Origin of the sequence: Photobacterium sanguinicancri, assembly GCF_024346675.1 — a bacterium.
Taxonomy (GTDB): Bacteria; Pseudomonadota; Gammaproteobacteria; order Enterobacterales; family Vibrionaceae; genus Photobacterium; species Photobacterium sanguinicancri.
This window is the reverse complement of the sequence record NZ_AP024850.1, coordinates 2,203,028-2,221,681: the sequence shown is the minus strand read 5'-3', so window position 1 is coordinate 2,221,681 and position 18,654 is coordinate 2,203,028. Positions and strand designations below refer to the sequence as shown.

14 protein-coding genes are annotated in these 18,654 nt (G+C 42.4%); 5 read left to right on the top strand and 9 right to left on the bottom strand.

The annotated features are described in order from the left end of the window. Positions 1 to 247: 247 nt before the first annotated feature. Positions 248 to 799 carry a porin family protein gene (locus tag OCU87_RS10515; protein ID WP_094958789.1) on the top strand — a complete coding sequence of 184 codons (552 nt, stop codon included), beginning with the start codon at positions 248 to 250 and terminating at the stop codon, positions 797 to 799. A gap of 140 nt (positions 800 to 939) precedes the next feature. On the opposite strand, the gene OCU87_RS10510 is transcribed toward OCU87_RS10515, so the two are convergent. Continuing rightward, entirely contained in the window at positions 940 to 1,659 is a 720-nt protein-coding gene (locus OCU87_RS10510; RefSeq protein WP_062690474.1) for a DUF4397 domain-containing protein, read from the bottom strand. A gap of 87 nt (positions 1,660 to 1,746) precedes the next feature. On the opposite strand from OCU87_RS10510, the gene OCU87_RS10505 reads away from it, so the two are divergent. Continuing rightward, positions 1,747 to 1,905 (top strand): DUF2256 domain-containing protein, encoded by a 159-nt coding sequence (locus OCU87_RS10505; RefSeq protein WP_261857080.1) that lies wholly within the window; start codon positions 1,747 to 1,749, stop codon positions 1,903 to 1,905. Positions 1,906 to 1,965: 60 nt separating this feature from the next. Then, positions 1,966 to 4,254, top strand: a complete 2,289-nt coding sequence (locus OCU87_RS10500; protein ID WP_261857079.1) for an ATP-dependent helicase — start codon at positions 1,966 to 1,968, stop codon at positions 4,252 to 4,254. A gap of 163 nt (positions 4,255 to 4,417) precedes the next feature. Here the strand turns inward: OCU87_RS10500 and OCU87_RS10495 are convergent, their stop codons facing one another. From OCU87_RS10495 to OCU87_RS10485, 3 genes are all read right to left on the bottom strand, one after another. After that, positions 4,418 to 5,062, bottom strand: coding sequence for a murein L,D-transpeptidase catalytic domain family protein (locus OCU87_RS10495; protein WP_062690475.1), 645 nt, complete (start codon positions 5,060 to 5,062; stop codon positions 4,418 to 4,420). A 494-nt stretch (positions 5,063 to 5,556) separates the two neighbouring features. Then, positions 5,557 to 8,721 carry a chitinase C-terminal domain-containing protein gene (locus OCU87_RS10490; protein WP_261857078.1) on the bottom strand — a complete coding sequence of 1,055 codons (3,165 nt, stop codon included), beginning with the start codon at positions 8,719 to 8,721 and terminating at the stop codon, positions 5,557 to 5,559. Positions 8,722 to 9,165: 444 nt separating this feature from the next. Beyond that, the gene (locus OCU87_RS10485) at positions 9,166 to 9,813 is read right to left on the bottom strand and encodes a YccT family protein (RefSeq protein WP_062690476.1); all 648 of its coding nucleotides are present in this window, start codon (positions 9,811 to 9,813) and stop codon (positions 9,166 to 9,168) included. Positions 9,814 to 10,250: 437 nt separating this feature from the next. Here OCU87_RS10485 and OCU87_RS10480 point away from each other — a divergent pair, with 437 nt between their 5' ends. Continuing rightward, on the top strand, positions 10,251 to 13,079 hold the full coding sequence (locus tag OCU87_RS10480; RefSeq protein ID WP_261857077.1) for a hypothetical protein: 2,829 nt from the start codon (positions 10,251 to 10,253) through the stop codon (positions 13,077 to 13,079). 81 nt (positions 13,080 to 13,160) lie between these two features. On the opposite strand, the gene OCU87_RS10475 is transcribed toward OCU87_RS10480, so the two are convergent. After that, positions 13,161 to 14,351: a class I SAM-dependent methyltransferase gene (locus OCU87_RS10475; RefSeq protein WP_062690478.1), complete on the bottom strand. Its 1,191-nt coding sequence runs from the start codon at positions 14,349 to 14,351 to the stop codon at positions 13,161 to 13,163. A gap of 201 nt (positions 14,352 to 14,552) precedes the next feature. Then, entirely contained in the window at positions 14,553 to 15,953 is a 1,401-nt protein-coding gene (locus tag OCU87_RS10470; RefSeq protein WP_062690479.1) for a methyl-accepting chemotaxis protein, read from the bottom strand. Positions 15,954 to 16,042: 89 nt separating this feature from the next. Here OCU87_RS10470 and yccX point away from each other — a divergent pair, with 89 nt between their 5' ends. Beyond that, entirely contained in the window at positions 16,043 to 16,315 is a 273-nt protein-coding gene (gene yccX, locus OCU87_RS10465; protein WP_261857076.1) for an acylphosphatase, read from the top strand. Between the two features lie 97 nt (positions 16,316 to 16,412). Here yccX and tusE read toward each other — a convergent pair whose 3' ends face one another. From tusE to OCU87_RS10450, 3 genes are all read right to left on the bottom strand, one after another. Beyond that, complete coding sequence (tusE, locus tag OCU87_RS10460) at positions 16,413 to 16,742, bottom strand: sulfurtransferase TusE (protein WP_062690480.1); 330 nt, start codon at positions 16,740 to 16,742, stop codon at positions 16,413 to 16,415. 166 nt (positions 16,743 to 16,908) lie between these two features. Beyond that, positions 16,909 to 17,574 (bottom strand): Bax inhibitor-1/YccA family protein, encoded by a 666-nt coding sequence (locus OCU87_RS10455; protein WP_062690481.1) that lies wholly within the window; start codon positions 17,572 to 17,574, stop codon positions 16,909 to 16,911. Positions 17,575 to 17,898: 324 nt separating this feature from the next. Then, the gene (locus OCU87_RS10450; RefSeq protein ID WP_094956510.1) at positions 17,899 to 18,654 is read right to left on the bottom strand and encodes an amino acid ABC transporter ATP-binding protein; all 756 of its coding nucleotides are present in this window, start codon (positions 18,652 to 18,654) and stop codon (positions 17,899 to 17,901) included.

Below are 18,654 nucleotides of genomic sequence, written 5' to 3'. Positions count from 1 at the left end.
TTTGATTGAATCCATAATGGAGTATTTGAAATTAGAGTAAATACACAAGCTTAAATTATTTTCATCTCTAAGTTGTTGTTTTCTATTACCACAATAAAACAATGTTTAATTAATTTAAGTTTTGCTATTTACAAGCCTCAGCAACTCGAGTAAATTTCACCCCATCGAATAAAACAGCGTTCGAAACGGAATTTAAAAATTGTTCGTTACGTTGTTAAAAACAACATTACAAATACATGGAGCTATCATGAAAAAGTTATTAGCCTTAGCAATCGTTTCAACTATTGGTTTTGGTGCGACAGCTGCACAAGCAGAAGGTCTATATGTAGGTGGTGATTTACAACTACAGCAACAAACAATGAAAGCTGACGGTGACAAGCAAAAGACTAAGCTTGGTGCAATCAATGGTAAAGTAGGTTACGAAGTTAACGAATACTTCTCGGTAGAAGGCCGTGCGGGTATGGGCGTTAAGAACGGTAAATACACTGCTGGTAACACAGAGCTAAAAGCAAAAGAAAAATACAATGTGGGTGCTTACGCATTAGCTAGCTACCCAATTACTGACTCTTTCTCTGTATACGGTCTTGCTGGTTACTCATACGGTAAAGTGTCTTTAGAAGCTAACGGTCAAAAAGAAAAAGCATCACTGAAAGGTCTGTCTTACGGTGTTGGTGCTAAATACAAAGTGACTGAGCAAATTGCACTTACTACTGAAGTGGGTCACTACGGTAAATACAAAGATGGCGATTCAAAAGTATCTAAAGAAGCTGTTAGCCTAGGTGTACAATACAGCTTCTAATTAGACGGGCTAGTCAACAGCCAGTCATGCCTTACTCTCAATGTTTGTTCCTGCGTAAATTGAACGGGTATTAAGGTATAATGAAAACAGCCCATCATGGGCTGTTTTTGTTTGTTAGGAACAAGGTTCTGATAAAGGGTTTATTCCACAAAGCCGTCCATCAAAATTAAATCTACTGCCGCAAAGTTTGCGTCCATATCAGATGCAATCGCGTTATAAACTTTTCCATTTTCAAGGTCAATAGTCACCATTTTAACAACAGTCTTAGTCCCTGTTGGAGTTAGCGTTACGTCGTATTGACCTGCTGGTAGCGCGATATAGCCTGTGTCTTTTTTAAAGACTAGCGCAGATACATTGGGAGTTAAGCCTGTAATATCCGCCTGCGGTGCTGTGACATAAATATCAACACCTGCTGCAGATGCATCATTTGCAAAGGCTGAACCATGAATCAACCTTATCTGTGCCATGTCATCTTTCATCTCAACATTATCTTCAAGCAAGATGACAGTGAATGGTCCTGTTCCGCCTGTGAATTTATCGAGGGCGATCGCACTGTATTTTTTATTTGCTTCTACTGGAATATCGGCCTCAAAGACTGCTGTTGTTGTCCCAGCCCCAACGACTTTAACGTTGTAAGTTGCTGGTGGCAGCATGGCGTATTCAGTCACATCTTTAAAGTTTTGATTGGTAAATGCTGCTGCATCGTTCACTAAAATATCGACTGCTGGCGCATCAGCCGAACCATGTATTACACGAAGTTGCGCCTCTGTAGGTGTTGTTGATGAATCATCGTCATCGTTACACCCAGTAATAAAGGCTGCCGCAATTGCGAATAAAGAAACTTTTAACCAAGCTTTCATAATATTTCCTCCTGTCTGGTCTCTAATCTACGAAGGTTGTCGATATGGCGATCACATTTACTTTCTTAGTTATCAATAAGGCCTCTAATGAAAAAGACTGCTCTGCCAACAAAACCTTGTCCTGTTTGTTTAAAGCCTTTTAGTTGGCGCAAGAAATGGAAGCGTTGCTGGGATGAAGTAAAGTACTGTTCGGAACGTTGCCGACGAGCAAAAACTAGCCAGAAGCATGGGAATAAGGTGGATTAAATCCATTAACTTCACAATTTATGGCAAAATTGCAGTCATATTTTTTAGCCTGTTAGAATTATGACGACCTTTACTTCAGAACAAGATGCTTTTATTCAGCACCAAGATGGTAATGCCGTGTGTATCGCGGGTGCGGGCACAGGTAAAACAACAACTTTAGTTGGCTTGATTGGGCAAAAGCTGGAATCGATTTCGGCTAATTCAATGCTCGTTCTGATGTTTAACAAAGACATTCGGTCTGATTTTAAACAAAAACTTCATGCATCGGGTGTTATGCAGGATGTCCCTGTGCATACCTTCCATAGCTTTTGTTTGAAGTTTTTAAATCAAACTGGGTACTTGCGAGAAACAGGCTATCAAATTGATTTTAATGAAGGCGAGCAAGATAAGCGCTTTGCGAAGCAGATCCTTCGTGGTATTGCTCAGCAGGAAAAATCGTATCAACGGCAGCAGTTGATTAAAGATCCGAAAACCATCGAACTTTTGATGAATTTTATAGGCTTAGTGAAAGCCTATTTACTGCCGCCGAAAGAAGTTTTTGAGCTGACAGATATTAACCATGAATATCGTTTTATTCTCGATGCGTATCGAGAATTTGAGACGGTTCGAAAGCAACACAAGAAATTGTTCTTTGATGATTGGCTGGTTGAATCGGTAAAAGTGCTGAAGCAATCTGAGGCGATTCGCACCCAGTATCAAAATCAGATCCGCTTGCTGGTGGTTGATGAATTCCAAGATATCAATAACGCGCAATATGCTTTGCTAAAGGCATTGTTGGGTGACCAAGCACAGCTTATTGCTGTGGGTGATGTCGACCAGTGTATTTATAAATGGCGGGGTAGTGCCCCTCAATTCATGCTCAATTTTGAACGTGACTTTGCGCCTGCAACAACCTACACCTTGTCTAACACTTTTCGTTTTGGTCACTCTTTAGCACTGGCCGCTGGGCAGTTGATTGCACAAAATAAAAATCGATTTCAAGATTTTATCACTGTCGCTAATGCTAAGTCGGACAATACCCATGTGCATGTGAATGGAAGTAGCCGTCAGGTTGGCGAAATTGCACAATCGATCCACGATCATATTGCGAATGATGTTCAAAGCCATGATATGGCGATTTTAGTCCGTCGCTGGTCTCAAGCTTTGCTATTTGAGCTCGCTTTTCTTTCTAAGCAGATCCCATATCAAATGCCGATACCGTCAGTGTTATCCAATAGCCGTGAAGTTAGACTGCTGATGGATTTGATGATATTTACAACGGGTCGTTTTAGAGATGGGACGGAGCAGCAAAAATCAGGCTTATTATTTAACCTAATGTGCTTTCCCCACTGTTATGTGCCCAATAAAGTGTTGCAACCAATGTGTGCAGCTGTCGCTGCGTTGCCAACAACGCAATGGTTAAGTTACGCAGAGAAGCAAAAAGCGCAGAACAAAGAAGCTAATCTCGATAGTTTCATCGATCGGCTAGATCTACTGACCCGCATCGAGCGAAAAGGCGCATTCAAGGCTGTTGAAGTTTATCGACAGTACCGAAAAGATAGCCTGTTAGACAATTGGATTTGGAAAACCGAAGCGACTAACTCTGAGATTGAAGAAGCTTTAGAGCGCTTAGATAGCATTGAAACGGTTTTAGACACAATGGATCAAAACTGTGCCAAAGCGCTACAGTATTTTGAATACTATACCCACCAAACAGGACAAGTTCATCAACGTGAGAAAGCGGCGCATGGTGTGCAACTCACGACAATATTCAGAGCAAAGGGCTGTGAGTACCGCCATGTGTATTTACCCTATTGGGATAAAGATGCCTTTCCCTATGTTAATCGCTCTGCCGCGAGTATTGGTGCAGATACAGAAGAAGAGCGCCGTCTAGCGTATGTGGCCTTAACACGGGCAAAAGAAACCGCAAATGTGTTTTACACCACAGAAAATGCCAAAGATAGCGAGCGTTTGTGTGCGAGCACTTTTGTTCCAGAAGCGAAAGTAAGTATTGCCACGGATGTTGGCAATGCATTGTATCTTCAAGGTGAAGTGCCTTTTTATCGTTCAGAACTGGTTCATCAGTATTACGATAAGGTTGGTCGAATTGCGGATATGGCAAAGCCACCTGTTGAAGTGAAAAAAACACCGCCTAAAAGTGGCGATTATAGCTACCTATGGGCGCTCGAGCAGCCAATACCTACAAATGCAGAAAAGGTCATTCGATCTTTAACAAAAACCAAAACAATTAAGTATTTAGACAGTGAAATAGCACGTGTATTACGTGAGATAGACAAGGCGAGCACAACCAAGAAAAAGGTATTAGAGAACCGTTTGGTAGTGGTTTCACGAGCAAAAGCAAGGAAGTAATAACGCGTTGCAATATAAGGCTGACGGCGTTGGTTATATAAACCTACGCCGTCATTAATAAAATATACTATTTAAATCTCAAACACTTAAGGTGTGCCAGTTTACTAACTTTCTTTATTTATTGTTGTGACTGATTTTTATATGCAATTATTTGCCAATGTCATTACGCATGAGCGTAAATAACACTTCCACCTTTAATGGTATTAATGATTGATTTTGACAGTGCTTTAGGTAGTGCAGGGCAACCCCAGCTACGGCCTAGGTAGCCATTACGTTTGATGAAGCTTTCGTTGGCATAATCGGCGCCATGGATAACAATGTAACGTCGACGCGCGTTATCATTGATGCCTTTGGTTAAGCCATCAAGCTTTAATGAATAGCCATTGCCACCTTGGTAAGTGGTATCTGTGAGAAAAGTGCCTAAAGATGTTTGTTTTGAATTTACTACGTTAGAAAATCGATTAGCAACCTTACCACCACTGTTAACGCCATGAGTAACAAAAGTGTGGTATAGAAGCTTATTCTTTTTTAAATCAATCACAAAGAATCTTTTTTGTGTGGATGGTTTGCTGTAATCAATAATTGTCAGAATAGATTTCTTTTTATTTTTCGTATGATCGTAAGCTAAATAACCATCCTTAAATAATTGATAATCCATTATATTTTCTAGCTTTGCAGCTTTAAATGCGTATTTAATAATAACATCTTGTGTCTGTGCTTTATTGGTTTGCTGTGTAAAGTTAGCAGCAAGACTGTTAAAAGATACAAACCACAAAGCCAATAAAACTAGACTAGTGAACCTTTTCATTTCCCTTAAATACTCATTTAATTAGTAAATTAAAAATTGGATTGAGACTTTACCATAAAAAATGAATATGTTTAGTCATGAGACTTGAAATGAAATTCAAGATAAAAGAGTGAAAGTCCTAGGATTATTTTGTTTTTTGAAATTCTTAGATATTAATAACAAGTGCTTATAAACCAAACGCTGTTTAATTATAGTTTAGTTAATCCTACAAGGCTAAATGGACTAATGAACAATAATGGTCAAAACATGAATAATAAGTATCTGTATTTTATTGTAAATGGATTTATTGATGAGATAAAAGTGAGGAAATGTAACCGCTGAACTGATTGGTCGGTTTTTGAACAGTTTGTCGCGTATTTTTACTCTTGTGTGTTAGGGGGGAGCTAACTGGGCGAGGGGATGGGTTTTTTCCTGTAAATCGTGTCTGGTTTTTTCGTTCTAGGTAATCAAAAAGTGCAGGGTAATCCCTGCACTCTATTTTTGCTTAATGAATGTTATTTCACACTACATACTGTTGCCCAGCTACCATCACTTCCAGGAACGGCACTAGTCCACCAGTTAGCTTTGTACACTACGCCGCTGTGCACAATTTTATCGCCTTGATTAGCATGGCTTGGGTTACCTGCCCAGTCTGTTTGTGGCCAGTTAGGATAAACGTTTAGGCCTGTCGTACTACATGTACCGCCGCCATTGTCACCGCCGCCATTGTCACCACCACCGTTATTACCACCGCTGATGTCACCTAGTGGTAGATCTGGTTGCTCAAACTTAAAGGCATACTCTTTACCATTTACAGTCACAGCGTAGTTAGCCGGGCCTGAGATTGGTAAGTAATAAACCATATCAAGTTCGTAAGTACCGCCAGCAGGTAACTCTTTCCATGATGGAAGGGTAAAGGCAACGCGGTGCATCTCACCTGTCAGACCACCAATGTTATTCGCCTGAGTATGGCCAGAAGCGATAACTTTTAGGCCACCACCAGATTGATCTTTTGCATTATCAGGTGCCGATGTTGGAATATCGAATTGGAATTCCGTACCGCCAGGTAATGCATGACCAGTGTTATTGGTGAATGTGATTTTAGGGTTAATTGGGTAGTTCTGATCACCCACTTTGAACCCACCTACAGAGATAGCAATGTCGAGAGCTTCAGTTGGAATTGCACCTGTTGCTACTTTATTGCCATAAGGTGTTGCTGATTTAAACTTCTCGTACATGGCATTGGTCATGGTGTTACCCATGTGGTATTCACCATTACCGTTTTTACATGACATCTCACTGACATCTACGCCTGCACGATTACCGTTAGCGTCTAGCACATAACAGTTGTAATCCCCGGCAAGCTCCCAGAACATGATGCCACCAATGCCTTTGTCGATGACGTAGTCAGCTTTAACATTGATAGAGTCTTTATCTTCAGTGGATAAGAAGACTTTTTTCTCTGCATTCCATAACCAAGGGGCAACCGCCACGCTATCGTAGTTGCGAGTATAGCTACCTACTAGTTTATCTTGTGGATCATTGATTGGGTCTAACCCATAGGCTGCGGTGTAAGTACCGTAGATACCTTGTGCAAGGTTCATAGCATGCCACATAGGGTTTGAACCCGCTCCCATCTCGTTACCTGCCGAGTTGAGATCATGCCACATGTTGTCGATGCCAAGCGCACCGTTACCACAGTTGTTTTTCTCACCTTCACCCGTGCCTGCACCACACTCCGCCTGGTTTGGCAGTGCTGCGCGGCCCCATAGGCCATTTTCACCGCCAGTAACACCTTGCCAGCCGCGCGTATAGTATGGAACACCAATGTTGATACGACCCGCAGGCATTGAACCTCGGAAATAGTGGTAAGCCCAGTCAGTGTTTAAGTAACCAATACCGCCGTATGCTGCGGTATTGTAGACATTCCACATTGCCAACTCTGAATCTTTACCAGTATCGTAAAGGGCTGCATTGTGACCAACATGATCATTCCACGCACCGTGTAAGTCATAAGACATGATGTTGACGTAATCGAGGTACTTAGTGACATCGAATGTTTCCATACCACGTAGCAGGTAACCAGATGATGGTGCAGCGATGGTTAGCATGTAGTGCGTACCATCTTGAGCGGATGCGTTATCAAGTTTCTGACGCAATACCTTCATCAGCTCTTGGTACGAAGCCCATAGGTAAGCGCGACGTGATTCCATGAAGGCTTTATCATCTGGGTTACCTGCACCAGCCATAGAGGTCGGGTATTCGTAATCGATATCCAGACCATCAAACTGGTATTTACGTAGCATTTCAACTGCAGATGTTGCGAATGTTTCAATACCAGCATGGTTGATTGAGCCATCAGCATTGGTTGTCATGGTATAGAAGCCACCATCAGCAATACGTTTACCATCAACGCCAAAATGCCCACCAGTTTCAGCCCAGCCTCCGATTGATATCAATGTTTTAACGTCATGCTTTTTCTTGTAGGTTGCAAGTGCACCAAAGTGACCTTTAAAGCCTAATGTAGGGTCAATTTCTACCCCAGGCCATTCTTTACCTGTTGCAGCATTAGCTGGGTCAGTAACATCACCAACATTGACTTTACCGTCAGAACCAATGCTCACGAATGCGTAGTTAATGTGGGTTAGTTGTTCCCATGGAATGTCTTTGACAAGGTATTGTGCTTGCGGGTCGTCACCTGCACGCCAGCTAGTGAAGTAACCAATAACACGGCGAGGGTGATCAACTCCCATTTGCTCACGGCCATCTTGGTCGTAAATGGTACAGTAAGGAACATTCACACCTTCGGTTTGGTATAGGCCATCAGGGCGACAGTTATTCACTACCGCACCGTTATTCACGGTAAGCGAGACAATCGCGGAATCACCCGTAGCACCTAAATCATCCGTAGCACGAGTAAATACGTTGAGTGAGCCTGCTTTAGTTGTGGTGTAAGCCAGTGTATACGGGGCTGTTGCAGTTGTTCCTACCAGTGATCCATCAACATAAAAATCAACTTTAGCAACGGTGCCATCAGTATCAGCCGCTGTTGCGGTGAAGGTAACAACATCACCTAGCGTGACGCTGTTTGCTGACAAAGTCACTGCGGTTGTTGGTACTGTATTTGAAGTGTCTGTCACATTCACTGTTGTAACAGACTCAGCTGTAGCCCCTTTATCATCAAAGGCAATCGCTTTAATGGCTTGGTTACCAGTAACGGCAGTCCAATTAGTAACATAAGGTGCTTGGGTAATAGTCGCAAGCAAGGTTGCGCCTACATAGAATTCAACTTTAGCGACTGTCCCGTCAGCATCGGCTGCATTAGCAGTAATAGCAACTACATCGCCATTGATGATCGAATCAGAAGAAGAAGGCGAGGTAATGGCGACAGTTGGCAGCTGGTTGGTACCGCCGTTGCCACAGTCATCAACAAAGCTCCACTCTTGATGTGCACCAGAGTGTGAGGCTGGGTTATTTCCCTTTGTCCACCAATTGGCTTTATAGACTTTATTAGCTTCTTGTATTTGAGTACCACCACTGTAAGCAGTTGTACTGTTCCAATTATCTATATTGCTACAGTCCATTGCGGCTTGTGCGTTAAAAGCTAGAGCACATGAAACGGCAATCGTGCTCAGCATAAAGCTTTGCTTGAGTACCTTTCCTTGTTTCGAGTGGTTCATGACATCATCCTTAAATAATAGTAATGAAATTCGCATTCTTAATCGACAAAGTGAAACTTTATGTTTGTCGTGAACTAACTATAGATAAGAAGAGAAATGATTCACTTAAGAATGTCTAGAATTACATACTTAGTCCCAAATGGATGTTGATTTCATGTAACAAAACAATGCTTATTTTGCAGCGGTAACTTAATAATGTAGCTATATTCGAAGAGGGTATAATTGTGAAATATTGTTTAATTATAGAGCTATACATTAGGTCAATGCTTTCATCGTCTTTAGGTTTTTGACGGAAATATTATGAACAACGGCTTTTATGTACAGATTTAGCGGCTATTGATATGAGAGCGGATAATTTAGGGAAGATATAAGTATTAAAAAAGAAAAATAGATAAGCGCAACACAATTGCTGCGCTTATTTCCAAGAGGCTTTTAGCTGAGGGGTTACTGACTTATACGTGCTTTAAAACGTGCTTTTGTTGCCTCGTCGGCTTGTGAATACCAGTAATTCAACATACTCTCAGCCGTATTTTCGCCTTGCTGAGGTGCAACCGTCGCGGCCGTATTTGTCGCTGGAGTCGTGGTCGCAACAACTGCAGGTAGTGTGGTTACTGCTACCGCGCCTGCAAGTGCAGCCGGTTTAGATGTTTGGTTATACGCGGCAATTTCAGCTTCAAAGTTACGACCAAACTGGATGCCATTTTTGATAAGTCTGTCTTGTTTAAACTCAGCAGGTTTATCATTTTCATCTAGTAGTGTGATAACAGGCTTTTTGTTAAAACGGCTGCCTTCTATCTCAGATTTGATGTTAGGAAGTTTCAGTGTGTAGTCCGCATTGGTGCCATCAAATTTAATGATCATGACATTTGAACTAAACAGTGTGTAATCGCCATTATCGCGGTAACCACCTTCATAGCGGAAAGCGACTTGGTTCATGCCGTCTTTTAGCGTTAAAGCGTCGTTACCTTCTGCACTCTTTCCATTGACTAGAATTAATTCAGCCGTTGATGGTAGCGTAAGAGTTACATCTGCTAGTGCAGGTAGGCTCACACTTGCTGCTGCAAGCGCAATAAATGCGGTTCGAAGTTTCATATCTTATCCTTGAGTCAATGCGTGATATCGCAGCTTGATAATTTACACTGCTCACTTTAACAGAAAATGAATGTAACCAGAGAGAGTATCGCCTAAATTGTTATATAGGTTGATATTTCACCACTCATCGTTGAGCAATCTCGTTGATATATCGAGGTAGATTTATGCTTTCTTGGATGAATGGGACGGTGAATTTGCTGTGTTCCATGAAAATACTGTTCATTTCCTAGACATTACCAAACGAATTATGCTTATATAGCACCCAATAAAACACCGTTCACTTAATCGGTGTTGATGGTTAACCCCTTACTCTGATGTTATTTGGTTAATGCTGTTTGGGTGATGTGTTTTATTCCAGCTTGCGAACTGTAAATTAAGACAGCATTAAATATAAAAATACGCCTGCATAATGATAGGCAATAATAAGAAATGGATTTATGAAAAAGACACTAACGCCTTTAGCCTTAGTCGGTGCGCTTGTTGCACCTATGGTCGTTGTTTCCAATGTGGCAGCCGAGCCTGTTGCATGGGATAAGCAAGATCAAACATGGCTAACACAAGACTCAGAACATTTTTCTGTGAGCTTTCGCAATGGTCATGAGCAAGATGCCAGCCGTGCATTAGACATTGCCGAAAGAGTACATACTGAATTACTCCCATTTTTTAAAACCGCCCCAAGGCTAAAGACACAGCTTGTTCTCGTTGATGACGTGGACGTCTCAAATGGGTGGGCGACACCGGTTCCTTACCCTCAAATTCGCTTATACATGTCACCCCCTGATGATGTTAGCAGCTTGGCATCCAATGATGAGTGGATGCATAATTTACTGCGTCACGAATATACGCATATTCTTCAAATGGAATTGGGTAACGGGGCGGTAAAAGGTGTTCGTCATGTTTTAGGGCGACAAGCATTTCTTTTCCCACATGCACTCACGCCAACGTTATTGATTGAAGGGCTAGCGGTTTATTTAGAAACCAATAAAACGCTTGGGTATGGACGTCTTGAAAGTAATCATTTCGAGATGCAAATGCGCATGGAAATCGCTGAAGGACAGAAATCGCTGAATCAAGTGGTTTCTTCTGCACGTGAACTTCCATTTAATACGCATTACCTTTACGGCGCGTACTTCTATGATTATTTAGCGACTACGTATGGTGAAAAAGCCATTGAAAATTACTTACAAGATTACAGTCGGAAAATCATTCCATATTTCTTGATAAGTGGTTCAGCAGAGAGAGCCTTTGGTAAAGACTTCCTAACGTTGTGGCAAGATTTTGAAAAATACTTAGATAACAAATATAGCCAACAAATCGCACAGTTAGAATCAACCGCTGTCACAGGACAAGATGTTCAAACCAGTCTATTTCAGCAAACAACCGCGGCGAGTGTGCATGGTTTATTAGTGAACCAATCTAACGGTGAAGATCGTCCTCAGTTGAGTGCGCTGACGCTAAAAGAGGGAAGTCCTCATTGGCAGGGACTAAGCTATACCAAAGGCATCTCAGCTATGGATTCGCACCCGTCTGGTGGTCTTGCTGTTTCACGTGCAATCAGTTATGCCGATGGGCGCTTAACCAATGATATTTTTATATATCAGGAAGAGAGTTGGACTCGTATTACGGATCATTCACGATTCCAGAAAGTGCGTTGGATGCCAAATGGCCAGCAATTAGTCACTAGCCGTAAAGTTGGAGGGCTAAGTGAGTTATGGTTGATTGATGCGAAAGCTGATAGCCAGCAAGAAAAGTTGTGGCAAGGAACAGAAGAATTTGTCTTAGGTGACTATGCCATTGTAGCTGATGGCTCTGCTATTATTGCGACATTAAAGCGCCCGCAGCAAGGCTGGAATCTTGAACGCTTTGATTTAGCCACGAGAACATGGCAAGCATTGACCGATACTAAAGCAACGGAAAGTACACCTGTGATGTTAGATGATGGTCGCGTGATGTATAGCGCTGACTATGATGGCATCTATAACATTTATGTGATGGATTTAGCTAACGGCGATGTTGAGCAATGGACCAGTGAAGTGGGTGGTGCTTTTGCTCCTCAATGGCAGCCTGAGTTAGGTTTGGTATACCAAGCATATGGTTCAAATGGCTATACATTGCGTGAAATGCAATCGCCTAAAGCCATCAGCAAGTTTAAAATTACGAGTAAGAAAGGGCGCCATGATTACCCGCCAGCCGTAACCAACCATGTAGAAAAGACGCAGCCAGAACCTTATAGCGCGCTTTCTACGTTGTACCCTCGAAGCTGGTTACCCGTGTTAAGTTTAGATGATCAGCAATCGTTGGTTGGTGCATCTACCTCGGGTACCGACGCACTCAATCGTCATAGCTACTTAGTATCTGCAAGTTGGGATTTTTCAAATAATTTGGCGAATTACAATGTGCTTTATCAATACGATACACGTTGGATCGTATCAGCTCAGCGTAGTTACGAATTTGAAAAAGCACTGAAAGGCGATGATAAATACCGTATCACGAGTGAAGACGATATTGCGATACAGCGTACTAATATCTTTAACGCATTTGAAGATCAGTTAAGCCTTAATGCAGGTGTTACTTGGAGCCATGAGGGTGTTGAATCTGAACCGACAAATAGTGGCCTTAAACCGTTCAATAGCACAAACGAAGCTTTAGTCGGTTTAGGGGTAGCTTTTGATAACCGTGAAGGCTATTTGAACGTGCCGGGTACAGGCTGGGGTCATTATGCGGATTTGATCGTTGAAACTAATGAAGCCTTTAAAACCGATTACCAAGGTCAGAAGTATCAAGCGCAATGGTTAGGAACATGGGATTTACCTGCCCGTATGACACTAACAGCACGCTTGGGTGCGGGTTATGCTGATAATGATGCAAAAGCATTCCGCTTAGGCGGCGTTAACACTGCAAAAGAAGCCGTGATGTTCGGGCGAGATACACAGGCATTACGTGGTTATGATGATAATGTAATGCGTGGTCACCGTTATTTCACACAGCGGTTAGAACTTACATCTTGGCTTGGGCGTGTAGAGAAAAACTGGGGTTTGTACCCTGTAGGGCTTGGTGATATATCGGGCTCGGTGTTTGTTGATTCTGGTGCTATGTGGGATAGCGGTACTGAGCGTAAACAGCTAACAGGTGCTGGCTTGCAGCTAACAGTTGAGGCTAAATTGGGTTACAACATAACCCTACCAGTATCGTTTGGCTATGCACGTGGACTGGATAGTGAACTGGGTAAAGATAAGCTTTATGTTCAGCTGAAGAGTAATTTTTAACGGCTAGACCGTTCTTGGTTACTATGAAATAACAATAAGCCCAGCAATTGCTGGGCTTATTATTTTCAAGCTAACTCACGGTTACTTCACGTAACACGCGAAGCCTTTCAGGTAGAAACCTTCAGGGTAAGCACTGTCTAGTGGGTGATCAGCCGCTTGGCTGAAACGTTCAATAAACTGTACTTCACGGTGCGCATCAAGCGCCGCATCGGCAATGATTTTTTGGAATAAGCCGTTATCCATTAAACCAGAGCAAGAATAAGTCAGCAGTGTACCGCCAGGTTTTAGGATCTGCATGGCTAGCATGTTGATATCTTTGTAACCACGGCATGCACCTACAAGCTGGTTTTTAGACTCAGCAAATTTAGGTGGATCCATAATAACAACATCAAAAAGCTCACCACGTTCACGGTATTCACGAAGCAGCTTAAATACATCCGCGTTCAAGAACTCAGCATTTTCTACTGGGTAGCCGTTAATCTCAGTGTTCAAGCGTGCAGTATCAAGCGCGTGTTGAGACACATCAACGTTCACAACCTTGCTTGCATTACCTTTAAGAGCATATAAACCAAAACCACCTGTGTAACAGAAGCAGTTAAGAACGCGCTTACCATTGACGTATTTAACCGCGGCTTCACGGCTATCACGTTGGTCTAGGTAGAAACCCGTTTTATGGCCACCCATGATATCAACGTTAATTTTTACGCCGTTTTCTTCGATAACAACGAATTGTGGTGGCTCTTGGCCTGATAGTACGCCAGTACGAAGTTTTAGGCCTTCTTTTTTACGAACTGCAACATCAGAGCGTTCGTAAATATTGCAATCTGGGTAGCATGTATTTAACGCTTCTACTAAAGCATCTTTTTGTACTTCAGCACCCGCACTTAATAGCTGGCAGACAAAGTAGTCTTGGTAACGGTCAATAGTGATACCAGGCAGACCATCAGATTCCGCAGCAATTAAACGGTAGCCTGTTAAGCCATCTCGCTCTGCAAGAATAGTACGTAGTGCTTGCGCTTTTTGAAGGCGATTAATGAAAAAGTTAACATCAACTTTCTCTTTTTTATCAAACGTCCAAACACGAACACGAATTTGAGATTGCGGTGAGAATGCACCACGAGCAAGCCACTCGCCTTTGTGGTCGTAAACGTCAACCGTCTCACCTAGTTCAGGTTTACCTTCAATGCGATCGATACCGCGAGAGAAAATCCAAGGATGACGACGGCGAAGTGACTTTTCACGTCCCTTTACCAAGTAGATAGATGCTGTCATGACGAGCCTAGTAGGGTATTCATATTGGGGGCGCATAATAGCAACTTCTGGTCGTAATACCAATCTGAACAAGGTATTGAAGCGATTCGCCGATAATAATAGAGGGTGGAGCGTAGATAAGTATCTTGTTCGGCATGTAGAGATAAAAAACAAGCCGCAGAAGCGGCTTGTTTGTGTGTCATGTTGAGATGAGCGAATAAGTTAGGCTTTTAGGCCGCTCATTAAAGATTCCAGTACATCAGCTTGTTGATTCAAACGCTCAATTTCACCGCCCGAGGCAGAAATCATTTCAGCGATTTGGCGAGATTGCTCACGTACTTGCTCAACGCTATTAGCAATGTTGTCTGCAACGGCACCTTGTTGTTCAGCGGCTGCTGCAATTTCAGTACTGCGATCGGAAATTTGCTGATTTCGCACGGTAATTTGCCCGATTTCGTTATCAACATTGTCCATCAACTGCTCACTGTTCGATGCGTTATCAACCGTGTTTTTCATTACAGAGATCAATTGTTGGCTATTGGTTTGTAGCGCTTCAATCATCTTTTGAATTTCAACGGTCGCACTTTGTGTACGGCCCGCAAGCGTTCGAACTTCATCAGCAACCACAGCAAAACCACGGCCTTGTTCACCTGCTCGTGCTGCTTCTATCGCTGCGTTTAGGGCTAAAAGGTTGGTTTGTTCAGAAATGCTATTGATCGTGGTGACCACATCATCAATTTTTGCGGCATTACTGTCTAGCTCACTAACCGCATCAGAGGCTTGATTGATTTCGCCTGAAAGTGCCGAAATCGCAGATTTAGTTGCATTAACTTGTTCGCGACCCTTTTCACTAACTGCTTGCGCTTCACGCGTTTGGTCTGATGTATCGTGTGCATGCGTGGCAACTTCACGAATAGATGATGCCATTTCTTCTGTCGCACTTGCCAATGAATCAAGGTGCTGCTGTTGACCAGAAGACAGTGATTCACTTTGCATTGTGCTTTGACGTAATTGGCTACTAATTTGTTGCATTAACGCCGTGGCTTCTTGTGTTGCTTGCACTAGCTTTTGTTCGCGTTCTGCAACACGGTCAATGGTGATAGCTATCATGCTAAATTCATCACGCACAGGGAAAAAATTCAAACGGCCTGTTAAATCACCATCCGCTAAGTTTTGTAAGGCTCTATGCATGGTAAACATCGCGCCACCAATGAAGGACATGATGTAGTAAATAGATGCCAATGTCATAAGCATGAGAATGCTTGATAAACCAATTTGAAGCGGTGATAGGTAGCTTAATACACTTTGTGGTTCTTCAGCACTAATGCTGTAGTTCATACCAAGAACAGTCGAAGAAATCTCACCTGAACCAATGCGTAGACCACTGTTGATCAGCAGTGAACTCGCTTCAGAACGTTCTACTTGTTTCGCAGAGAGTAACGCAGACATTGAAGCAACATGATTTGTTGTATTTTCAATACGGTGTTTACCCGCGCTATCGACTAAAATTGCACTGATGCTGATAACTGCAATAAAAGGCAAAAGAAAAAGCAGGTAGAACTTTTCTTGTAGTTTCAGGTGAATAAGGTATTTATCAATCCATCGAAAAGCGACTTCTTTCATGTGTGTTCCTATATAAACAATAATGCACAGCAAGATAATAAAACTGTTAATACTTTATCGGGAATATGAATGTTTTCTTGAGGTGAGCTATGTCACAGATTTGTGTAAAAGCAAGTATAAAAGGACGGGTTCAGGGGGTTGGGTTTCGATTTCACACCGCCCATGAAGGTTTGAAATGTGGCTTAACAGGGTATGCGAAAAATTTACCGAATGGTTCTGTAGAGGTATTGGCTTGTGGCCATGAAGAGGCAATTACGCAGTTGTTGCTATGGCTACAAGAAGGGCCGAAGACATCAATGGTCGCTAGCGTAGAAGCGGAAGAGGTGGAATGGCGCCATGTTGATGGTTTTGAAATCTTATAAGTTAACGCTGATTAGTTAACGGTGAACAGTAAAAGTACTAGCCCTGAATAAAAAGAGCAGAGTTATCCTAAGGATAGAACACTGCTCATTTTTCAAGCTAGATACATTTTACTGGCTTTGGTAAGCCCGCAAGCTTGGTTGCTTGCTTGGCTGGCCCTTTCGGGAACAGCTTATAAAGGTAGCGAGAACTGCCTTTTTCTTCGCCATACTTTTTCGCCATGGCTTTAACTAGCATGCGAACAGCTGGCGAGGTGTTGAATTCTAAGTAGAACTCACGCACAAAATGAACCACTTCCCAATGTGCTTCTGATAGCGTAATGCTTTCTTCTTCTGCAAGCATGGGAACAAGTTCTGGGGTCCAATCCTCAACGTTTTTTAAGTAACCTTGAGCATCGGTTTCAATCGATTTACCTTGGAATTCAAGCATGGTACGCCTCAACATTTGGAACGCTGCAAGAATAGTGATTCGTTGCTATACCTGCAAGTAGAAGTTGCGCAGTTTCTCTATCATAGGCCCACACTTTGAGTCGTTGCATGATCAATAGACATAAAAAAAGCACCTCGAAAGGTGCTTTTTAAAATCTAAGTGACGATTAATCGTTGTTACCCATGAAGCCTAGAAGTTGAAGTAGGCTCAAGAATAGGTTGTAGATAGATACATACAGCGTAACAGTTGCTGAGATGTAGCTTGTTTCACCACCGCGGATGATTGACTGTGTAGTCAGCAAAATAGCCGCTGAAGAGAACAGAACAAACATTGCGCTAATCGCAAGAGAAAGCGCTGGAAGTTGTAGGAAGATGTTCGCTACAACAGCTGCAATGATTGCGAAGAAACCAGCCATAATCATACCGTTAAGGAACGATAGGTCACGTTTCGTTGTTAGCGCGTAAGCAGAACATGCAAGGAAAGTCAGTGCAGTACCGCCAAGAGCCGTAATGATCGCATCACCCATACCTGCACCAACGTACATGTTTAGGATCGGACCTAGGGTGTAACCCATAAAGCCAGTTAGGGCGAATGTACCTACAAGGCCCATAGAGTTGTTACGGTTCTTTTCAGTTAAGAACATTAAGCCGTAGAAACCCACAAGCGTAATGATTAGGCCTGGATGCGGAAGGTTCATCGCCATTGCGAAACCAGCAACAACAGCAGACCAAACTAATGTCATTGAAAGTAAGAAATAGGTATTACGAAGTACCTTGTTTGTAGAAAGCACGCTTTCGTACGCACCACTCTGGTTAACACTACGATCGTTCATGAAGACTCCCCTTAGGGTTAATAATATTATTATCTGTTAAGACATATATGGGGTTAAAAGTTCATTAATGCAAGTATATGCCTACATTATTTGTCACGGTTAACGCAGCTATGTCTAAGAGCTAGTGGCTAGATGATACTTAACATTTCGTTAGCGTGATCACCGAAGTTGTAAATGAATGTTACAACTCTACGTTTATATGAGTGAAATCACAGTTTACACGCTAAACAAAGTGGCTTCCTGTTTACGTCGTAACCAAAAAAGGAAGCCATCAGGAGATTTCTTTATACACGCTGATATGATCAGCTGCAAGTGTCGTCGATGTTAGTGCAATATTTGGCTCAAGAACAGTTGAGTTCGGTCTGATTGTGGGTTGTCGAAGAAGTCATGTGGATTGTTTTCTTCAATAATCTCGCCTTGGTCCATGAATATCACTCTGTCTGCAACTTGGCGGGCAAAGCCCATTTCGTGAGTAACACATAGCATTGTCATGCCTTCATCTGCCAGTTCAACCATGACATCCAACACTTCGCGTACCATTTCAGGGTCGAGTGCCGATGTTGGTTCATCGAACAGCATAATTTGTGGGTTCATACACAGGGAACGCGCAATGGCTACACGTTGCTGTTGGCCGCCTGATAATTGGCCTGGGTACTTATCGGCTTGGTCCGGGATTTTTACTCGTTCTAAATAGCGCATGGCTATTTCATCGGCTTCTTTTTTGGGCATCTTCTTCACCCAAATAGGCGCGAGCGTGCAGTTCTCTAACACGGTAAGGTGAGGGAAAAGGTTAAAGTGTTGAAAACACATGCCGACTTCTTTTCTGACAAGCTCAATGTTTTTTAGATCGTTAGTTAATTCGTTACCAGCAACAATAATTTGTCCTTTCTGGTGCTCTTCTAACCGATTGATACAGCGGATCATGGTAGATTTACCTGAGCCTGAAGGGCCACAAATAACAATCTTTTCGCCCTTAGTCACATTTAAATTGATGTTTTTAAGAACATGAAATTCACCGTACCACTTATTCACGTCTGTTAGCTGGATCATCGGATCCTCGATAATCGTGTTGTTTGTCAT